We start from the raw sequence: 15463 nt of genomic DNA, 5'->3' as shown, positions 1-15463 counted from the left end.
TTCGTGAAAACCCTCAAGAGCCTGCCCGTCACGCTGGACGATGTCCTGGAGGCGCAAAAGCTGCTTGAAGGGATCATTACACGGACGCCGGTGGAGTCATCCCGGGCCTTGGGCACGATGGTGGGCGGAGACGTCTTTTTCAAGTGTGAAAACCTGCAGCGGGCCGGTTCCTTCAAGGTTCGCGGCGCGTATGTGCGCATGGCCCGCCTGTCAGCCGAGGAAAAGAAGAGAGGCGTGGTGGCCGCATCAGCCGGCAACCACGCACAGGGTGTCGCGGTAGGCGCCAAGAGCCTGGGCATCAAGGCACGCATCTACATGCCGCTGGGAGTCGCGCTGCCCAAGCTTGCGGCCACCCGGAGCCACGGTGCGGAGGTCATCCTGCACGGTCACAACGTGGATGAAGCCCTTGCCGAAGCCCAGCGCTACGCCAACGAAACCGGCGCCGTGTTCGTCCACCCGTTCGACAACGTCGACGTCGTTGCCGGCCAGGGAACTGTTGGACTGGAGATCCTTGAACAGATCCCCAACGTCGACACCATCCTGATGGGCGTTGGAGGCGGTGGGCTTCTGGCAGGGGTGGCAGTTGCAGTCAAGGCCCGGGCCAGGGAACTGGGACGCGATATCCGCATCATCGGTGTGCAGGCTGAAAACGCCGCCGCCTATCCGCCTTCCCTTGCAGCCGACGCGCTCGTTCCGCTCAAGAGGGTGTCCACCATGGCAGATGGCATTGCTGTGGGCCGTCCCGGGCAGTTGCCGTTCAGCATCATCCGGGAACTCGTTGATGACGTGGTCACCGTCAGCGAGGATTCCCTGGCGCGTGCTCTGATCTTCCTCCTGGAGCGCGCAAAGATGGTGGTGGAGCCTGCAGGAGCTGTGGGGGTCGCGGCGCTCATGGATGGCAAGATCGAGAACCCCGGTAACACCGCAGTGATCCTGTCCGGCGGCAACATCGACCCCATGCTGATGCTCAAGGTGATCCAGCGCGGCCTGTCAGCAGCAGGGCGGTACATGACAGTACGGATGATGCTTGACGACCGCCCCGGTTCCCTTGCAACCATTGCACGTATCATCGCTGAGAACGATGCCAACGTGACCGGTCTGGACCACACCAGGGTGGGAGGCTCCATCAGCATGGGCGACGTCTCCATCACCGTGAACCTGGAGACGAAGGGCCACGAGCACTGCGAACAGGTTCTCGGCGCCTTGCGCGCAGAGGGATTCCAGCCGATCGTGGTGCACTAGGGTCAATGATGCTGGAGGCAGGCGGAAAAGGGCCACGCGGCAAGGGGCCTAGGCCAGGTTTTGACACGCCGGCGGCACGGGCCAAGAGCGGTCTGCTGGTGGTCGGGTCCTTCGTCATCCTGTTGTTCATCATCGAAGTGGTCAACCTGTTGATGTTCCACTCGCTGAACCTGACGTTCGGCCTGCGCCCGAGGAGCCCGGACGGCCTGCTGGACATTTTCACATTCCCGCTGCTGCACGCCAACTTCGGGCACCTGATCTCCAATTCCTTCCCGCTGATCATCTTCGGTTTCCTGGTGCTGATGTCAGGGTTGCGCGTGTTCCTCACCACCACTGCCTTGAGCTGGCTGGGATCGGGCCTGGTGGTCTGGCTGATCGGCGACGGCGGAATAACAGTGGGTGCGTCGGGTCTGGTCTTCGGATTTTTTGCTTTCCTGCTGGTTCGGGGGTTCTTTAACCGCAGCTGGTGGCAGATCCTGCTTTCTGCCGTGCTGTTTATGGTTTACGGCAGCATACTGTTCGGCATCCTTCCCACGGTTGCCCATTTCGTTTCCTGGCAGGCTCACCTGGGCGGTGCGCTGGGTGGCTTTGCGGCCGCCGGCGTCTTGAGGACAAGGATCAATCACTCCAGCAGCGACGCTTAAATGCACGACGCCGGCCCTCCCGTTTACGGGAGGGCCGGCATCGTTTTGGCTGACGGACTTCTAGCGCTGGCGTGGTGCAGGCACTGCCAGGCCGAGCCGGAAGGCTAGCCTACGTAAGGTTTGGCAGAGATGATTTCCACCGTGATTTCCTTGCCGTTGGGAGCGACATAGCTGAGGTTATCGCCCTCCTTGTGGCCAACGATTGCAGCGCCAAGGGGAGATTTCTCGCTGAACACATCCAGGTCAGAGTCCCCGGCAATCTCCCGTGAACCGAGCAGGAAAGTCTCTTCATCGCCCGCGATCTTCGCAACGACCAGCATGCCAGGCTCGACAATTCCATCGTCGGCAGGAGCCTCGCCCACGTGGGCGTCGCGGAGCAGCGCAGTCAGCTGACGGATGCGGGCCTCAATCTTTCCCTGCTCCTCTTTTGCAGCGTGGTAACCGCCGTTTTCCTTAAGGTCACCCTCCTGGCGGGCAGCTTCAATTTTCTGGACGATCTCCGCACGGCCGGGGCCGGAAAGGTGGTCCAGCTCTGCCTTCAGGCGGTCAAAAGCTTCTTGGGTAAGCCAAGCTGCAGGCGCACTGTTGGTGGTAGACACGGACTTCTCCTCTTGTGGATCTGACAAACAAATGCCCCACCGGACAGGCCACTTTCAGGACGCAGTAACCAGCTCAGCAGGGCTAAGGTATTGATCCATTGTAGGCAATCCTGTGGACAAACCCAAGAAGACTGCGGTGTGGCTCACATTTCGTGGATCGGATTTACTTCCCCGCGCCGGGAATCCAGCAGTTGTCCACTACGCCGGAGACGGCCTGGGACTCCGTCCGCAGGATCACGCTGTGGATGGTTGTCCTGCCGCCGTCAGAGCCTGTGTCCACGCTGTTCGGACCGATGTCTACAACTTTCCATCCCACCACCGCGAACTTGGAATCCAACGCTTTGACGGCACACTTCACAGCGACGTCAGGGCCCTTTGTTACCTGGAAGTCAATAACCGCCTGAGTGGCGTCAGGCGTGCTGTAACCGACGTCCTTGAAGGTGACGTTGTTGGTGGAAAACGAGGTGGAAATCCAAGCCATCAACGCGATGCCCACGATGAGTGCTGACAGCACAGCAACCCGCTTGGTCTTGACGGTCCAAGCGCGCTTTTGGCCGCCGTACCGATTGGCTAGGCTGGTGTTTGACGGGCGGGCAGAGGCCGGCTGATCCTCGGAAGTCACCCGTCCAGTTTAGTGTGGAAGTGAAGGGGAATTTTCCGGGGGTTTAAATGGCTGGCCACAGTGCAGCTATCGCCGGGTTTTCCGCTGCGCCGCCAACAGGCGTGCTCACTGAAACGAATACTGAGTGAAACAAGTGCTCAGCGAAGGCCGGCAGTGTGAACGTCCATGCAGTGAAACCCAATGCAGGAACAACAGAAAGAGGAGCCGTCCAAGATGACTGCGCCCACCAATCCGCCAGCGTCCCTACGCCTGTTGGCCGTCCATGCGCACCCGGACGACGAATCGAGTAAAGGGGCCGCCACAATGGCAATGTATGCGGCCTCGGGCGTTGACGTAATGGTGGCGACCTGCACCGATGGCTCACGCGGTGACATCCAGAACCCTGCAATGGAGACGGCGCCACACCCCAAACGGGATATGGCCGGTGCCCGCCACCTGGAGATGGCACAAGCAGCCAAAGTGCTCGGCGTCCGCCAGCGATGGCTGGGTTTCGTTGACTCCGGCCTCCCCGAAGGCGACCCGCTTCCGCCTCTTCCGCCGGGTTCGTTCGCTCTTCAACCCCTTGAGCGGGCAGCTGCACCCCTTGTAAGGCTGGTCCGTGACTTCAGGCCCCATGTCATCCTCAGCTACGACGAAAACGGGGGTTATCCGCATCCTGACCACATCATGGCCCACCGCGTGGCTGTGGAAGCTTTTGAAGCTGCAGGGGATCCCGACAAGTATGTCGGCATTGGCGAACCCTGGATGCCGGGCAAGCTCTACTATGACCGCGCCTTCAGCCCTGAACGCTTCCGTGCCCTGCACTTTGCGTTGGAAGAAGCCGGACTGCAGTCGCCGTACGCCGAAAGGCTCGCCGCCTGGCTGGAGACTGACGCCGAGGGCCACACGCCGCCGATGCCGACGCACCAAACCACAACGCAGATTGACTGCGGGGATTACTTCGAGGCGCGCGACGATGCTCTGAGGGCACACCGCACCCAAGTGGATCCGCTGGGATTTTTCTTCGCCGTTTCACCCGAAATGCAACGCCGCGCCTGGCCGTGGGAGGACTACACCCTGGTCAAGTCCAGAGTGCAGACAGATCTTCCCGAGAAGGATCTTTTTGCGGGGCTAAGATAGTCTCAGCTGGACATTTCTATTCCGCGTAGAAGATATGCCGGCCCAGTTATACAGAAGGTAAATGACAGTGCACCACTTGCTCCTTGTCCTGGCAACCACAACGCCGCCCTCTCCTTCGCCGTCGTTGCGCGCCGGGCTTTCAGAAGACCAGGTGACCCCCGGTCTCTGGGGCTTCATCATGACCGCCTTTTTCGTGGTGGCCACCACGCTGCTGATTGTGGACATGGTCCGCCGTATCCGCCGGGTCAGGTACCGCGCCCAGGTGGAAGAGCAGCGCCTGGCTGCTGCTGCAGCGGCCTCCGATGAGAGTGACGCGAACGGGAATGCAGGACCAGCCGGGCGCTGACCGTCCACGGGCGGAGTTCGATTCCGGTGCGGGGAACGCACTGGGCGGGGAACTCTCTGCCTACCTTCGCCAGCATGCGGAGAATCCTGTGCATTGGCGTCCCTTTGGCGACGAGGCTTTCGCTGCCGCCGCCCGGCGGGACGTCCCTGTTTTCCTCTCCATCGGGTATGCCGCCTGCCACTGGTGCCATGTGATGGCCCAGGAGTCCTTTGCGGACGAGGAAACCGCGGCCTTCCTGAACGCCCACTTTGTTCCGGTCAAAGTGGACCGCGAGGAGCGTCCGGACGTGGACGCTGTCTATATGGCTGCCACTCAGGCCATCAGCGGGGAGGGCGGCTGGCCGATGTCGGTGTTCCTCACCCCCGACGGCCGTGCCTTCCACGCCGGCACGTACTATCCACCGCGTCCCATACCCGGGCGCCCCTCCTTCCGCCAGGTCCTCGAGGCCGTTCGGGATGCGTGGACCGAACGACGTGACGCCGTCGAGCAGAATGCAGAGTCGCTTGCCCTGGGACTCGGCCAAGCCACTTCCGCAGGAGTCGTAGAGCTGACCGGGCCGCCCGCAACAATAGATGCAGAGCTTCTGTCCGATGCCCTCCGCGCTCTGGCCCGCTCTGAGGATCCTGCCGGAGGGTTCGGCAGCGCACCTAAGTTCCCGCCGTCGTCCGTGCTGGAATTCCTGATCCGCCATTCGGCGGTACCTTCCGAAACAGCGCAGGCTGCTGCTGACATGGCTGGCAGAACGCTCGCTGCCATGTCCCGCTCTGCTCTTTTTGACCAGCTCGACGGCGGATTCGCGCGTTACTCTGTGACGCAAGACTGGTCGGTTCCACACTTTGAGAAGATGCTTTACGACAACGCCCAGTTGCTCCGGGTATACGTCCACTGGCTTCGGCTGGACAGCCTTTCCCCCGATGCGCCCGGCTCCCTTTATCCCGCCGCTGAAGCAGCGAAGGTGGCCGAACGTACGGCGGCGTGGATGATTTCCTCACTGGGTATGAAGTCCGGGCACGAGTCGTTGCCCGGCTTGCCAGGCCGGGGCGATCTGGCACTGGCCTCGTCCCTGGATGCGGACACAGTCATTGACGGTGAGCATCATGAGGGTGCCGGTTATCTTTGGACTCCCGCTGAGCTGCGGCAGTTGCTGGGGCCAGATGATGGAGCGGCAGTGGCCCGGATGATGAACGTCCGCGGAGAAGGCACTGTCACGGCAGATGCGTCACCGCTGCACCCCGGGCGGGCCCTCGATACCAGGGAGGCCGCGTTGTGGGAACGCGTCCGGCCGATTCTCCTGGAGGCACGCTCGGCCCGCCCCCAGCCGGAACGCGATGACAAGGTGGTTGCCGGCTGGAATGGCCTTGCGGTCGCGGCGTTGGCGGAAGCCGGGAGCCTGCTGGACCACCCGGAGTATCTTGAGGCCGCCGAAGGGATCGCAAGGTACCTGGAGCGCGTGCACTGGAGGCCCGAGGGAGAGACGGGTATCGGCCGGCTGCTGCGGGTCTCGCACGCGGGCCAGGCGCGGGGGATCGGCGGCCTGCTTGAGGATTATGCTTTCTGCGCAGACGGTCTCTTGTCCCTCTATGCCGTGACAGGGAACGCGCACTGGTTCCGCTTTGCCGAGTCCATCCTTAAATCCGCCGAGGTTCATTTCACGGTGGACGGTACGCTCGTGGACACGACCGCGGAATCGGAGCAGGTCTTCAATGCCCAGGGGAGGCGGCACGGGCTGGACCCCTTCGACAACGCCACACCAAGCGGTGCGGCAGCCTTTGCCGGCGCCCTCCTGAGCTATTCCGCGTTGACCGGCTCCCTCCCTCATCGGGAGAAGGCAGGGAGGATCCTGTCGCTGGTTGAACCCCTCGCCACGCGGGCGCCCCGGGCTGCAGGATGGATGCTGGCAACAGCGCAAGCCGAACTGGCTGGCCCCGTGGAGGCCGCCGTCGTCGGGCTTCCCGGTCCACAGCGCGCTGAGCTGCACCGGGCCCTGTTGCAGTCCCCGAGTCCCGGTCTGGTGATTGCCCTGGGAGGCAATCCCGACGACGACGATGACGCTGTTCCGCTGCTTCACGCCCGTACGGCCGGGCCAGACGGAGCACCGCAGGTGTATCTCTGCCGGAACATGGTGTGCGAGCGTCCGGTCGGCACCGTTCCCGAACTGATGGATCGCCTGGCCGGAATGACCCGATGAGGCTTGACGGCTCCTCAATTCAGCAGGGGCAAGGTAGATCACCGTTCAAGCTGGTGATCTTCGATTGCGACGGGGTCCTGGTCGATTCCGAGACCATTGCTATCCGGGTGGACCAGCGTGTCCTCGCCGACCTTGGCTGGGATCTCCAGCTCGACGAGATAGTCCGGCGCTTCGTTGGAAAATCCGAAGCTGACTTCGTCGCCCAGATTGAAGAACACTTGGAAATTACCCTCCCTGCCGGGTGGGACGATGCCTATCAGGATTGGTATCGGCGGGCGTTTGACCTGCACCTGAATGCTGTTGATGGAATTGAAGACGCCCTCGACCGGTTGGGCCTGCCGCATTGTGTGGCTTCCAGCGGGACCCACAGCAAGATACGGCGGACTCTGGGAAAGACAGGACTGCTGCCTCGGTTCGAAGGCAGGATTTTCAGTGCCGAGGACGTGCGGCGGGGCAAGCCGGCACCTGATCTGTTTCTCCACGCGGCAGACTCTTTGGGATTCGGGCCCCAAGAGTGTGCGGTGGTGGAAGACAGCGTCCATGGTGTTGAGGCCGCGAGGGCTGCGGGCATGCATGTTTTTGCCTTCTCCGGGGGAGTAACTCCGGCCGGTGCATTGGCAGGACGGGCCACAACGGTGTTTGACCGTATGACGCTTCTGCCTGATCTTGTGGCCGGCGGACTGCGACGTTGAGATTGAGGCGCGCCCGGAAAAGCCGCCGTAGGGAAAGCCGCCGCTCAGAGACTGTCGGCTCAGTACGTGTCAGCTCTGTACGTGTCAGCTCTGTACGTGTCAGCTCAGTACAGCGATAGCGATTGCCACGAAGTGAGCGGCAAAGGCGAGCACCGTGAACGCGTGAAAAAGTTCATGAAATCCGAAGTGCTCATAGCTGAAGTTCGGCTTTTTGAGGGCATAGAACACGGCGCCGGCGATGTAGAAGGCACCACCAATACAGATCAGCAGGGCAGCAGGGACACTCGCTGTGAAGAAGTCCGGCAGATAAAACAGGGATCCGCAGCCAAGGGCAATGTAGATCGGCACGTAAAGCCACCGCGGAGCATTCGTCCACAGCAACCGGAAAAGAACGCCCAGGATGGCACCGGACCAAATGAGCCAGAGGAGGAAAACCGCCTTGGGCCGTTCCAGGAGCGCCCAGGCCAAGGGCGTATAGCTTCCGGCGATCACCAGCATGATGTTAGTGTGATCCACCCGTTTGAGAACCATTTTGGCCCTTGGAGGCCAGTTCCCGCGGTGGTATACCGCACTGACTCCGAACAGCAGGACGCCGGTCAGTGCATAGATGGCGGAGGTGAGCTTTAGGTCATCACTGGGGGCGATCAGCACCAGCACCACACCAGCAGCCAGCGCCAGAGGTGCCGTTACGGTGTGGATCCAGCCGCGCCACTTCGGTTTGATCGTCAGCAGTTCGGCAATCCGGGTTACGGCATCCTGAGCCGGCCCCGGATCCCGGCCGTCTCCTGGCGTCATTCCACCCTCTGCAGCTGTGCTTCCCATGCCTCCCAGAATAACTTACGCGGCAGTAAGTTACTGGCTGGTAATGAACGGCAGCCAGTGATGAAGCCTGTGAGCGGTGCCCCGCACCTACGTCAGGCAGGTAGCCTTGGATTTGCACTGCCGTCATACATCAAGGGAAGTCAGGTGAGTCTCCGGTTGGAAATGCCCGGTATTCTCTACGATTTCTACGAACGCAGACTGCTGCGTTCCCTTGATGCGGATCGGATGCCCAAACACATCGGCGTGATGGTTGACGGCAACCGCAGGTGGGCCAAGCAGTTCAATGCGCCAACCAGCCAGGGTCATCAGGCAGGCGCAGACAAGATCCACGAATTTCTGGGCTGGTGCAAGGAGCTGGGCATCAATGTGGTGACCCTCTACATGCTGTCAACAGACAACATGAACCGTTCCGGCGAGGAACTGGACATGCTGATGGGAATTATCGCCAATACCCTGGACCAGCTGGACGAAGACGAACACGTTTCCGTGCACGCCATGGGCGCTCCCGAGCTTTTGCCGGGGTATCTGGCCGACCGCCTCAACAAACTCACAGCCCGGACGCCAGTCCGTGAAAAACTCCACGTCAACGTAGCCGTGGGATACGGCGGGAGGCGTGAAATCGTTGACGCCGTGCGCGAATTACTCCACGACGCTGTGGACAAAGGAGAAGACATCGGCAAACTGGCTGATGAGCTCTCAGTGGATGACATCTCGCGGTTCCTCTACACCCGCGGGCAGCCCGATCCCGACCTCGTGATCAGAACGTCCGGAGAGCAGCGCCTCTCCGGTTTCCTGATGTGGCAAAGCGCCTACAGCGAGTTCTACTTCTGCGAGGCACTGTGGCCGGCCTTCCGAAAGGTTGATTTCCTGCGGGCTCTGCGCGACTACACCGGCAGGCAGCGGCGGTTCGGATCCTGACTTCCGGCATTTACCGAGCGTTCACCTGGACACTGCAGGAATCGCCAGCGAATGGCGTTGGAAATTTACCGCCCGCGATTTACGTTAAGAACATCAGCAGGTAAACCGCCCGCTGATCGGGGAGGCCAGTACATGGAGCGAATTTTCGCACCGGATGTATGGGGGGCCGTGCCCGGCCTCCGGGCCGAGCCGCCTCACCAATAACAATTCCGGGCATGTGCACCGGGGCTGGAGTCGATGTGGCTATTTCTGAACAATTGCCCGAAGTCGTTACCGATCAGGGTGAGAAGGCTACCTCTCGCGCCAAGCGAGCAAATTCAAAGACCGGTGCAGCGAAAAAAGATGCTGCAGCCGGTCTTTCTGTTTCCAGCAAACAAACCGGGCTCAGGGCCGACGTTTCCACCTTCGTCATTGACACCTCCGTTTTGATCTCCGACCCCCGTGCGCTCTTGCGGTTCGCGGAGCATGAAGTGATAGTGCCCATCGTGGTGATCACCGAGCTTGAGGGAAAACGCCACGATCCTGAACTGGGGTACTTTGCCCGGAAGGCGCTGCGGCTCCTTGATGACCTTCGGGTCCAGCACGGCGGACTCAACCGCCCCATTCCCCTGGGGAACGACGGCGGGACGCTCGTGGTGGAGATGAACCACATATCCAGCGAGGTGCTTCCCGCGGGGTTCCGGAGCGGGGACAATGACAGCCGCATTCTCGCCGTCGCCAAGAACCTCGCCAATGAGGGACGCAACGTGACGGTGGTCTCCAAGGACCTGCCCATGCGCGTGAAGGCTTCGGCGATGGGGCTCAACGCGGACGAATACCGCAACGAGCTTGTGAAGGACTCCGGCTGGACCGGTGTTGCCGAGGTGGACGCGAGCGAGGCCGAGGTGTCCACGCTGTACGGGCACGAGCCTGTCTTCATCCCCGCCGCCGCAGAAATGCCGGTAAACACCAACCTGGTGATTCTCTCCTCAAGGGGCTCAGCGCTCGGCAGGGTGGGAGCGGACAAACAGGTCCGGCTGGTCAAGGGAGACCGTGACGTATTTGGGCTGCACGGGCGTTCTGCCGAGCAGCGGTTAGCCATCGACATGCTCATGGACCCCTCCGTGGGAATTGTGTCCATTGGCGGACGGGCAGGCACAGGAAAATCCGCGCTCGCGCTGTGTGCAGGGCTGGAAGCGGTACTGGAGCGGCGGGAGCACCGAAAGGTGATTGTTTTCAGGCCGCTCTACGCGGTGGGCGGTCAGGAGCTTGGCTACCTGCCCGGTTCCGAATCCGAGAAAATGAACCCCTGGGCGCAGGCGGTTTTCGATACCCTCGGGGCACTGGTCAGCCAGGAAGTGGTGGAAGAGGTGATGGACCGGGGCATGCTCGAGGTCATGCCGCTGACCCACATCCGCGGGCGCTCGCTGCATGACGCCTTCGTGATCGTTGACGAGGCCCAGTCACTCGAAAAGAACGTCCTGCTGACTGTTATGAGCCGGATCGGGCAGAACTCGAAGATCGTCCTGACGCACGACGTCGCCCAGCGCGACAACCTGCGCGTAGGCCGGCATGACGGTATCGCCGCCGTCGTCGAGACCCTGAAGGGGCACCCGCTCTTCGGCCACATCACCCTGACCCGCTCCGAACGCTCGCCAATCGCAGCGCTTGTCACTGAACTCCTAGAAGGGGCCGAAGTCTAGGCAGAGGAGCCGCGCGAGGTCACCTTCGCGCGGCTCCGGCGTCCCGCCGTCGCTTAGACACCTCCCGACGCGTCGCTCCGGTCGCTGGCGACCTTCGAGCCGCTCTGGTCGGCGATGCGCTCCTTGCGGGAAACCGCAGCCGCGCTAACTCGGTGTCTCGACTCCCGCTCTGCGCGTCAAAATTTAAGAAATTGGGCCAGGGGCTCGTGGCCTTTTACTTTCAGGGTCCAGTCGGGGCGCTTGAACGTTTCCGGTGTCACCTGGATCTGGTGGACGATGCGCCGGGTGCCGGACCAGGCTTGGCGGCTTGTCCCGTTCGACTCGTAGCCGAGCGACCGGGAGACACCGAGCGACGGCGCGTTCCAGTCGAGTGCCTCGGACCGGGCAAGGTCCGCTTTCAGGTAGTCGAAGGCATAGAAGATCATGGCTGCTCGCATTTCCTTGCCGAAACCCTGGCCTTGGGCGCTGCTCCTGAGCCAGGACCCGGTGGCGACGGTCTTCAGCGTTGCGAAGTCCTTTGCCTCAACGTCCTGGCATCCCAGGAACTGGCCCTCATGCCAGACGCCGAACAGCAGCATCCATGACTCTGGAGAGGTACCCGCACGGCACTGCCAATACCACCGGGCCATATTGGCACCCAGTTCATCAGCCGGAACTTCCGTCCAGGGATTGCTGAACGGGCTGCGGCCCGGATCGTGGATGCCACAGGTTGCAGCTTCCACAGCGGAGGGAATGTCCTCGTCCCGGATCGGGCGCAGTTCAAGCCGTGGAGTGGTAAGAGTGAGCCCGAACGGCGGCCAGATGGTGCGCAGAGTAGTCATTCAGGAAGCCTAGTCCCATTGCCGGCGTGCCGGGAGTTACGCGCCGCCGGGGAGATCCCAGCTGATGTGGCGGCGGACGTCGGTCAGGTTCATGGACTCGGCCAGGAACAAATCGTCAAGCATGTACTCGTCCACGGCGAGGATCTTTAGCCAATGACCGCCGGCAGGACCGTCCAACCAACTGCTGGCAACGCAGACGCCCGTACCGACGTCGACCCTCACCAGGTTGCGGCCCTCGCGGCAGAGCGGCGCCGACGGATCCGTGGGCCGATAAGCAGCGTTAGGGACCGCTATGGCCTGCATTGCCGGGCGCCCCTCGTGATCTACGTCAGTGATGGAATGCAGCTCCACCGCATTGAGGTTGGGGAATTCAGCGGGAACCGGGGCATTTCCGGCCAGCTCGACGGGGTCCAAGGCCGCCGCAAAGCGGCCGTTTCCGAAACAAGGCTCGCCGTAAGCGGCCTCTGGACGACGGCGGACCAGCCCGCCGTCGTCATAAACGGGCGTGACAAGCTGGGGCGGCAGTAACCAGGACTTCCTGGTGGAACTGACGTAGAGGCCGTCGCGGGAGTCGTTGATGCCCGTGGTGCTGTGCAGCACAGTGCCATCGGCTGATTCGAGGCGCAGCGCCCCGGGCCGTCGCAGCCAGGCCCGGACCATAACGGCCTCAGGGGCCTGGTCCGCTGACGCGGAACCAGCAGGTTGTTCCCGGTACTCAAAGCGGAGAGTTTGCCACTTCCAGGGCGAGGACCGGCACAAGTTCCGGAACCGCGTAGGCGCGTCCATGCTGCCATTCGGCTGGGCGGATTGTGCCTGGTGCTGGGTGTCCCACGACCACATATCCACAGTTTACGCGTGGGCGTCGGCCGCCTGCCCTGAAAAGCCGGTAGCATCCGGAGAGTGATCCGACGACTGGGTGAACTGTGGGAAGCCACACCGTTGGCCTTCTGGCTTGTGCTGGCAGCGTGCGCCTACTTTCTGGTCATGGCCGCGTGGCTCACAGTTATCGACGTGAAACACCACCTGCTGCCGAACAGGATCGTATTTCCCTCTTATGGCGTGGCCGGCGTACTCCTGCTCGGAGCCACGACGGTCTATGCGGTTTCCGGGGCGCTCGCGGCCGCGGAAGCCCCCGACGGCGGAGCTTCCCTCTGGGGGATACCAGGGCTCCGCGTTCTGGCCGGCGCCGCTGTCATGTGGCTCTTCTATTTCGTTCTCCGAATGGTGTACCCGCCAGGCATGGGATTTGGTGACGTCAAGCTTGCTGGAGTGCTGGGGATCTACCTCGGGTATCTTGGCTGGGCGCATATCTTCGCCGGCACGTTTGCCGCCTTCCTCTTCGGCGGTTTGTGGAGTTTGGGACTGCTGGCGGCCCGCCGGGGAACCCTTAAATCAGACATCCCGTTTGGCCCCTTTATGCTTGCCGGCACCGCCACTGCCATGCTGTTTCTTCCAGCCTGAGGATTAGTCAGGTCTGTGGGACGCAGCCGAATGATGTGTCATGTAGGAATTTGCCGCTGCCGAGTGGGTGCCAAGTCGCTGCTGAATTGCCGCCGTTCCGTTACCGGCCAGCCTTTCCGCCGCATGCCCCTGAGAGGAAACTGGGGACCAGTACGCGTTGACGGGCTAATTTGGGGAGAATGTGAAGTGGTAGGCAATCCTTTGAGCAGGATGGCACGGATCCTCCCGATAGCCGTAGCCTTCTCAGTTGCCTTGGGAGGATGCGGCGATCTTCCCGGGGCGCCTGCTCCAAAGCCCACTCTCCCCGTCGTCTTCACAGCCTCGGAGGTCCCGGTGCCCCCTGATTCGCGGTCGGAACCGGGTGCGCCCCTGGGATCGGCCGAGCCATGGGAATCAGGCATGCCGTCAGAACCCGGCGTCCCTCTGGCGACTGTGCCCGCAGCTCCCGCTACCCCCGATCCGGTTCCCAGTTGCCATGGTGGACCGCTTGGGTGCCGTACGTTCACCTCTGTTGGCGGAAGGGATGGCTCCGGCGAGCTTGAGTGGCTGAAAGCCCAACCCCTTGTTGTGTCGTCTATCTTCGCGAACGGCACCTGGACCATTGGAGTGGGAACACCCTGTAATTCGATGGGCGTGAGTGTGACAGTCCAAGGAAACCAACTGATTCCAGGAGACATTGTTTCGACGGCGATGGCATGCCCGGGACCTGAAGGCAGCTATGAAAATTGGACCCATGAGCTCTTCAAACAAGCGGTGACCTGGGAGCTGGCCGGGGAGTCGCTGGTGCTGCGGAACAGCCATGGGACCGTGGAGCTCAAGGATTCCGGCCCTAATACCTATGGTTAGGCCAGCTGGTTGCATCAGTCCCTGCCGTTTACCAGGCCAACCCCAATCTGTTAGCGTCCTCAGCTAGGCTGGCTTGATGGCGACTCCGGACTACATTCTCAAAATCCGTCAGAAGATCGGCAACGACCCACTCTGGCTGCCGGCCGTGCGGGGCATTGTTTTTGATGACGAAGGCCGGGTACTGCTGGGCCAACGGTCTGACAACAGGCAGTGGGCCTTGATTACGGGCATGCTCGAACCAGGCGAGCACCCGGCACCGGGCATCGTCCGGGAGATCTTCGAGGAGACAGCCATCATTGCCGAACCTGAACGCGTGGTCTCTGTTGGCACTGTGGGGCCCGTGACTTTCCCGAACGGCGACGTCTGCGAATTCCTTGATGTGGCTTTCCGCTGCCGCCACGTCTCAGGGGAACCTCGGGTCAACGACGACGAATCACTGGCCGTGGGCTGGTTCAGCCTGGACGAACTGCCGGAGCTCATGCCCGGCCATCTTGCGAGTATCCACCTCGCGCTGGATCCTGCCGAGGCAGTCCACTTCGAGCCGTAGGGCCCCGCAGATGGGCAGGCAGGCTTCGGTTGATGCTGGCCGAGGTGGAACCGTTTGGAGCGCGGCCGCCGAGGCGGGCAGTGACTTTTCGAGCGGCTGCAGCACAGGATCACTGCGAGCAAACCATTCAGTCCTATAGGAGGACCATGAGATACGACCCTGCGACCCCACCTGAGGTCGCCCTCGCCGTAGCTGTTGCACAGCGTCGAACCGCGGTGTTCGGATGGTGGTATTTCGCTATGCTGCTGGCCATCTGTGGGGCCGTATATGCAATCACTGCCATGGTGGTTGGTCAGACTGCGGAAATCGAGACCGGGGTAGGGATGACCCTCCTGGGACTCGCCCTCTCGGGGCTAGGCTGGCTCATCTCGGTTGGACTCAGGTTCAGCAGGAAGCCACCCAAGTCGGCCGGATACATCGCCCGCGTGGAGCAGGCAATCCGTTCTAACCCGCCAGGCATCATCTTCTGCTTCATAATGGCTGCGCTGTCATTCATCGGAGGGATAGCAATGGTCATCCTCCCCAACTTCGGGCGAATAGCTGCCGTCCCCGTTGCCATCTCGATGGCAACCTTCTTCCTCGGTACCGCATACGCAATGATTCTGAACCAACGGCTCCTTGCAGCAGCGATGAAGGTGACCACATGGAAAGGACCAAACGGAACCCGCTGATCATCCGGCCGAGAGGGAACCCGGTGGTAAACGTTTGAGCGCCATTGTTATTGGCATCTGGGCCGCTATTGACACCCCTGCGTGCCGACTGTCATATTCACCAGTACGCGCTACGTGCATCTTGTTGTGTAATACGCAATTGTAGGAAAGTCTTGCAGTGTCCACTTCGCGGCTTCTCGATCAGGCAAGTGACACAGCCAGCCCACGAGCCATCCCTTTGGGTGCAGCCAGCGGTCCATTTGG

General features: G+C 61.8%; 17 protein-coding genes. 12 read left to right on the top strand and 5 right to left on the bottom strand.

Annotated features, from left to right (window positions below; translation table 11 throughout):
* The first annotated feature begins 3 nt into the window (after window positions 1–3).
* On the top strand, window positions 4–1242 hold the full coding sequence (gene ilvA / locus M1E02_RS15275) for a threonine ammonia-lyase (protein WP_479375070.1): 1239 nt from the start codon (window positions 4–6) through the stop codon (window positions 1240–1242).
* A 5-nt stretch (window positions 1243–1247) separates the two neighbouring features.
* A complete protein-coding gene (locus tag M1E02_RS15270) occupies window positions 1248–1886 on the top strand; it encodes a rhomboid family intramembrane serine protease (protein WP_479375069.1) in 639 nt (212 codons plus the stop codon).
* A gap of 104 nt (window positions 1887–1990) precedes the next feature.
* On the opposite strand, the gene greA is transcribed toward M1E02_RS15270, so the two are convergent.
* Both greA and M1E02_RS15260 read right to left on the bottom strand, forming a co-directional pair.
* Complete coding sequence (gene greA / locus M1E02_RS15265; RefSeq protein ID WP_479375068.1) at window positions 1991–2485, bottom strand: transcription elongation factor GreA; 495 nt, start codon at window positions 2483–2485, stop codon at window positions 1991–1993.
* Between the two features lie 163 nt (window positions 2486–2648).
* Window positions 2649–3107, bottom strand: coding sequence for a DUF4307 domain-containing protein (locus M1E02_RS15260; protein WP_479375067.1), 459 nt, complete (start codon window positions 3105–3107; stop codon window positions 2649–2651).
* A 213-nt stretch (window positions 3108–3320) separates the two neighbouring features.
* On the opposite strand from M1E02_RS15260, the gene mca reads away from it, so the two are divergent.
* The 4 genes from mca to M1E02_RS15240 all read left to right on the top strand — a co-directional run bounded on the left by mca (window position 3321) and on the right by M1E02_RS15240 (window position 7452).
* Complete coding sequence (gene mca, locus M1E02_RS15255) at window positions 3321–4226, top strand: mycothiol conjugate amidase Mca (protein ID WP_479375066.1); 906 nt, start codon at window positions 3321–3323, stop codon at window positions 4224–4226.
* 61 nt (window positions 4227–4287) lie between these two features.
* Window positions 4288–4572 carry a hypothetical protein gene (locus M1E02_RS15250; RefSeq protein ID WP_479375065.1) on the top strand — a complete coding sequence of 95 codons (285 nt, stop codon included), beginning with the start codon at window positions 4288–4290 and terminating at the stop codon, window positions 4570–4572.
* Window positions 4550–6760, top strand: a complete 2211-nt coding sequence (locus tag M1E02_RS15245) for a thioredoxin domain-containing protein (protein ID WP_479375064.1) — start codon at window positions 4550–4552, stop codon at window positions 6758–6760. The genes M1E02_RS15250 and M1E02_RS15245 overlap by 23 nt, the downstream gene beginning before the upstream one ends.
* The gene (locus tag M1E02_RS15240; protein WP_479375063.1) at window positions 6757–7452 is read left to right on the top strand and encodes an HAD family hydrolase; all 696 of its coding nucleotides are present in this window, start codon (window positions 6757–6759) and stop codon (window positions 7450–7452) included. The genes M1E02_RS15245 and M1E02_RS15240 overlap by 4 nt, the downstream gene beginning before the upstream one ends.
* 99 nt (window positions 7453–7551) lie before the next feature.
* Here the strand turns inward: M1E02_RS15240 and trhA are convergent, their stop codons facing one another.
* Entirely contained in the window at window positions 7552–8193 is a 642-nt protein-coding gene (gene trhA, locus M1E02_RS15235) for a PAQR family membrane homeostasis protein TrhA (protein ID WP_479378180.1), read from the bottom strand.
* Between the two features lie 237 nt (window positions 8194–8430).
* Here trhA and M1E02_RS15230 point away from each other — a divergent pair, with 237 nt between their 5' ends.
* Complete coding sequence (locus M1E02_RS15230) at window positions 8431–9192, top strand: isoprenyl transferase (RefSeq protein ID WP_479378179.1); 762 nt, start codon at window positions 8431–8433, stop codon at window positions 9190–9192.
* A 239-nt stretch (window positions 9193–9431) separates the two neighbouring features.
* Complete coding sequence (locus tag M1E02_RS15225) at window positions 9432–10874, top strand: PhoH family protein (RefSeq protein WP_479378178.1); 1443 nt, start codon at window positions 9432–9434, stop codon at window positions 10872–10874.
* Window positions 10875–11050: 176 nt separating this feature from the next.
* Here the strand turns inward: M1E02_RS15225 and M1E02_RS15220 are convergent, their stop codons facing one another.
* Together M1E02_RS15220 and M1E02_RS15215 are read right to left on the bottom strand one after the other, a co-directional pair.
* Window positions 11051–11695: a GNAT family N-acetyltransferase gene (locus M1E02_RS15220; protein WP_479375062.1), complete on the bottom strand. Its 645-nt coding sequence runs from the start codon at window positions 11693–11695 to the stop codon at window positions 11051–11053.
* A gap of 36 nt (window positions 11696–11731) precedes the next feature.
* The gene (locus M1E02_RS15215; protein ID WP_479375061.1) at window positions 11732–12535 is read right to left on the bottom strand and encodes a hypothetical protein; all 804 of its coding nucleotides are present in this window, start codon (window positions 12533–12535) and stop codon (window positions 11732–11734) included.
* Between the two features lie 60 nt (window positions 12536–12595).
* Here M1E02_RS15215 and M1E02_RS15210 point away from each other — a divergent pair, with 60 nt between their 5' ends.
* From M1E02_RS15210 to M1E02_RS15195, 4 genes are all read left to right on the top strand, one after another.
* On the top strand, window positions 12596–13156 hold the full coding sequence (locus M1E02_RS15210; protein ID WP_479375060.1) for a prepilin peptidase: 561 nt from the start codon (window positions 12596–12598) through the stop codon (window positions 13154–13156).
* Between the two features lie 399 nt (window positions 13157–13555).
* Window positions 13556–14002: an META domain-containing protein gene (locus M1E02_RS15205; RefSeq protein WP_479375059.1), complete on the top strand. Its 447-nt coding sequence runs from the start codon at window positions 13556–13558 to the stop codon at window positions 14000–14002.
* A gap of 76 nt (window positions 14003–14078) precedes the next feature.
* Window positions 14079–14549: an NUDIX hydrolase gene (locus M1E02_RS15200; protein ID WP_479375058.1), complete on the top strand. Its 471-nt coding sequence runs from the start codon at window positions 14079–14081 to the stop codon at window positions 14547–14549.
* A gap of 146 nt (window positions 14550–14695) precedes the next feature.
* Window positions 14696–15220, top strand: coding sequence for a hypothetical protein (locus M1E02_RS15195; protein WP_479375057.1), 525 nt, complete (start codon window positions 14696–14698; stop codon window positions 15218–15220).
* Window positions 15221–15463 lie beyond the last annotated feature (243 nt).

Source organism: Arthrobacter sp. Z5-13, from assembly GCF_056499105.1.
Note: the sequence above shows the minus strand (reverse complement) of the source record. Positions and strands in the feature narration are given on the sequence as shown.

Excerpts from the sequence above, each read along its gene's own strand:
- M1E02_RS15270 (WP_479375069.1), top strand. The coding sequence starts at position 1,248 with ATGATGCTGGAGGCAGGCGGAAAAGGGCCACGCGGCAAGGGGCCTAGG.
- mca (WP_479375066.1), top strand. The coding sequence starts at position 3,321 with ATGACTGCGCCCACCAATCCGCCAGCGTCCCTACGCCTGTTGGCCGTC.
- M1E02_RS15250 (WP_479375065.1), top strand. The coding sequence starts at position 4,288 with ATGACAGTGCACCACTTGCTCCTTGTCCTGGCAACCACAACGCCGCCC.
- M1E02_RS15245 (WP_479375064.1), top strand. The coding sequence starts at position 4,550 with ATGCAGGACCAGCCGGGCGCTGACCGTCCACGGGCGGAGTTCGATTCC.
- M1E02_RS15240 (WP_479375063.1), top strand. The coding sequence starts at position 6,757 with ATGAGGCTTGACGGCTCCTCAATTCAGCAGGGGCAAGGTAGATCACCG.
- M1E02_RS15220 (WP_479375062.1), bottom strand. The coding sequence starts at position 11,695 with ATGACTACTCTGCGCACCATCTGGCCGCCGTTCGGGCTCACTCTTACC.
- M1E02_RS15215 (WP_479375061.1), bottom strand. The coding sequence starts at position 12,535 with ATGTGGTCGTGGGACACCCAGCACCAGGCACAATCCGCCCAGCCGAAT.
- M1E02_RS15205 (WP_479375059.1), top strand. The coding sequence starts at position 13,556 with ATGCCGTCAGAACCCGGCGTCCCTCTGGCGACTGTGCCCGCAGCTCCC.
- M1E02_RS15200 (WP_479375058.1), top strand. The coding sequence starts at position 14,079 with ATGGCGACTCCGGACTACATTCTCAAAATCCGTCAGAAGATCGGCAAC.
- M1E02_RS15195 (WP_479375057.1), top strand. The coding sequence starts at position 14,696 with ATGAGATACGACCCTGCGACCCCACCTGAGGTCGCCCTCGCCGTAGCT.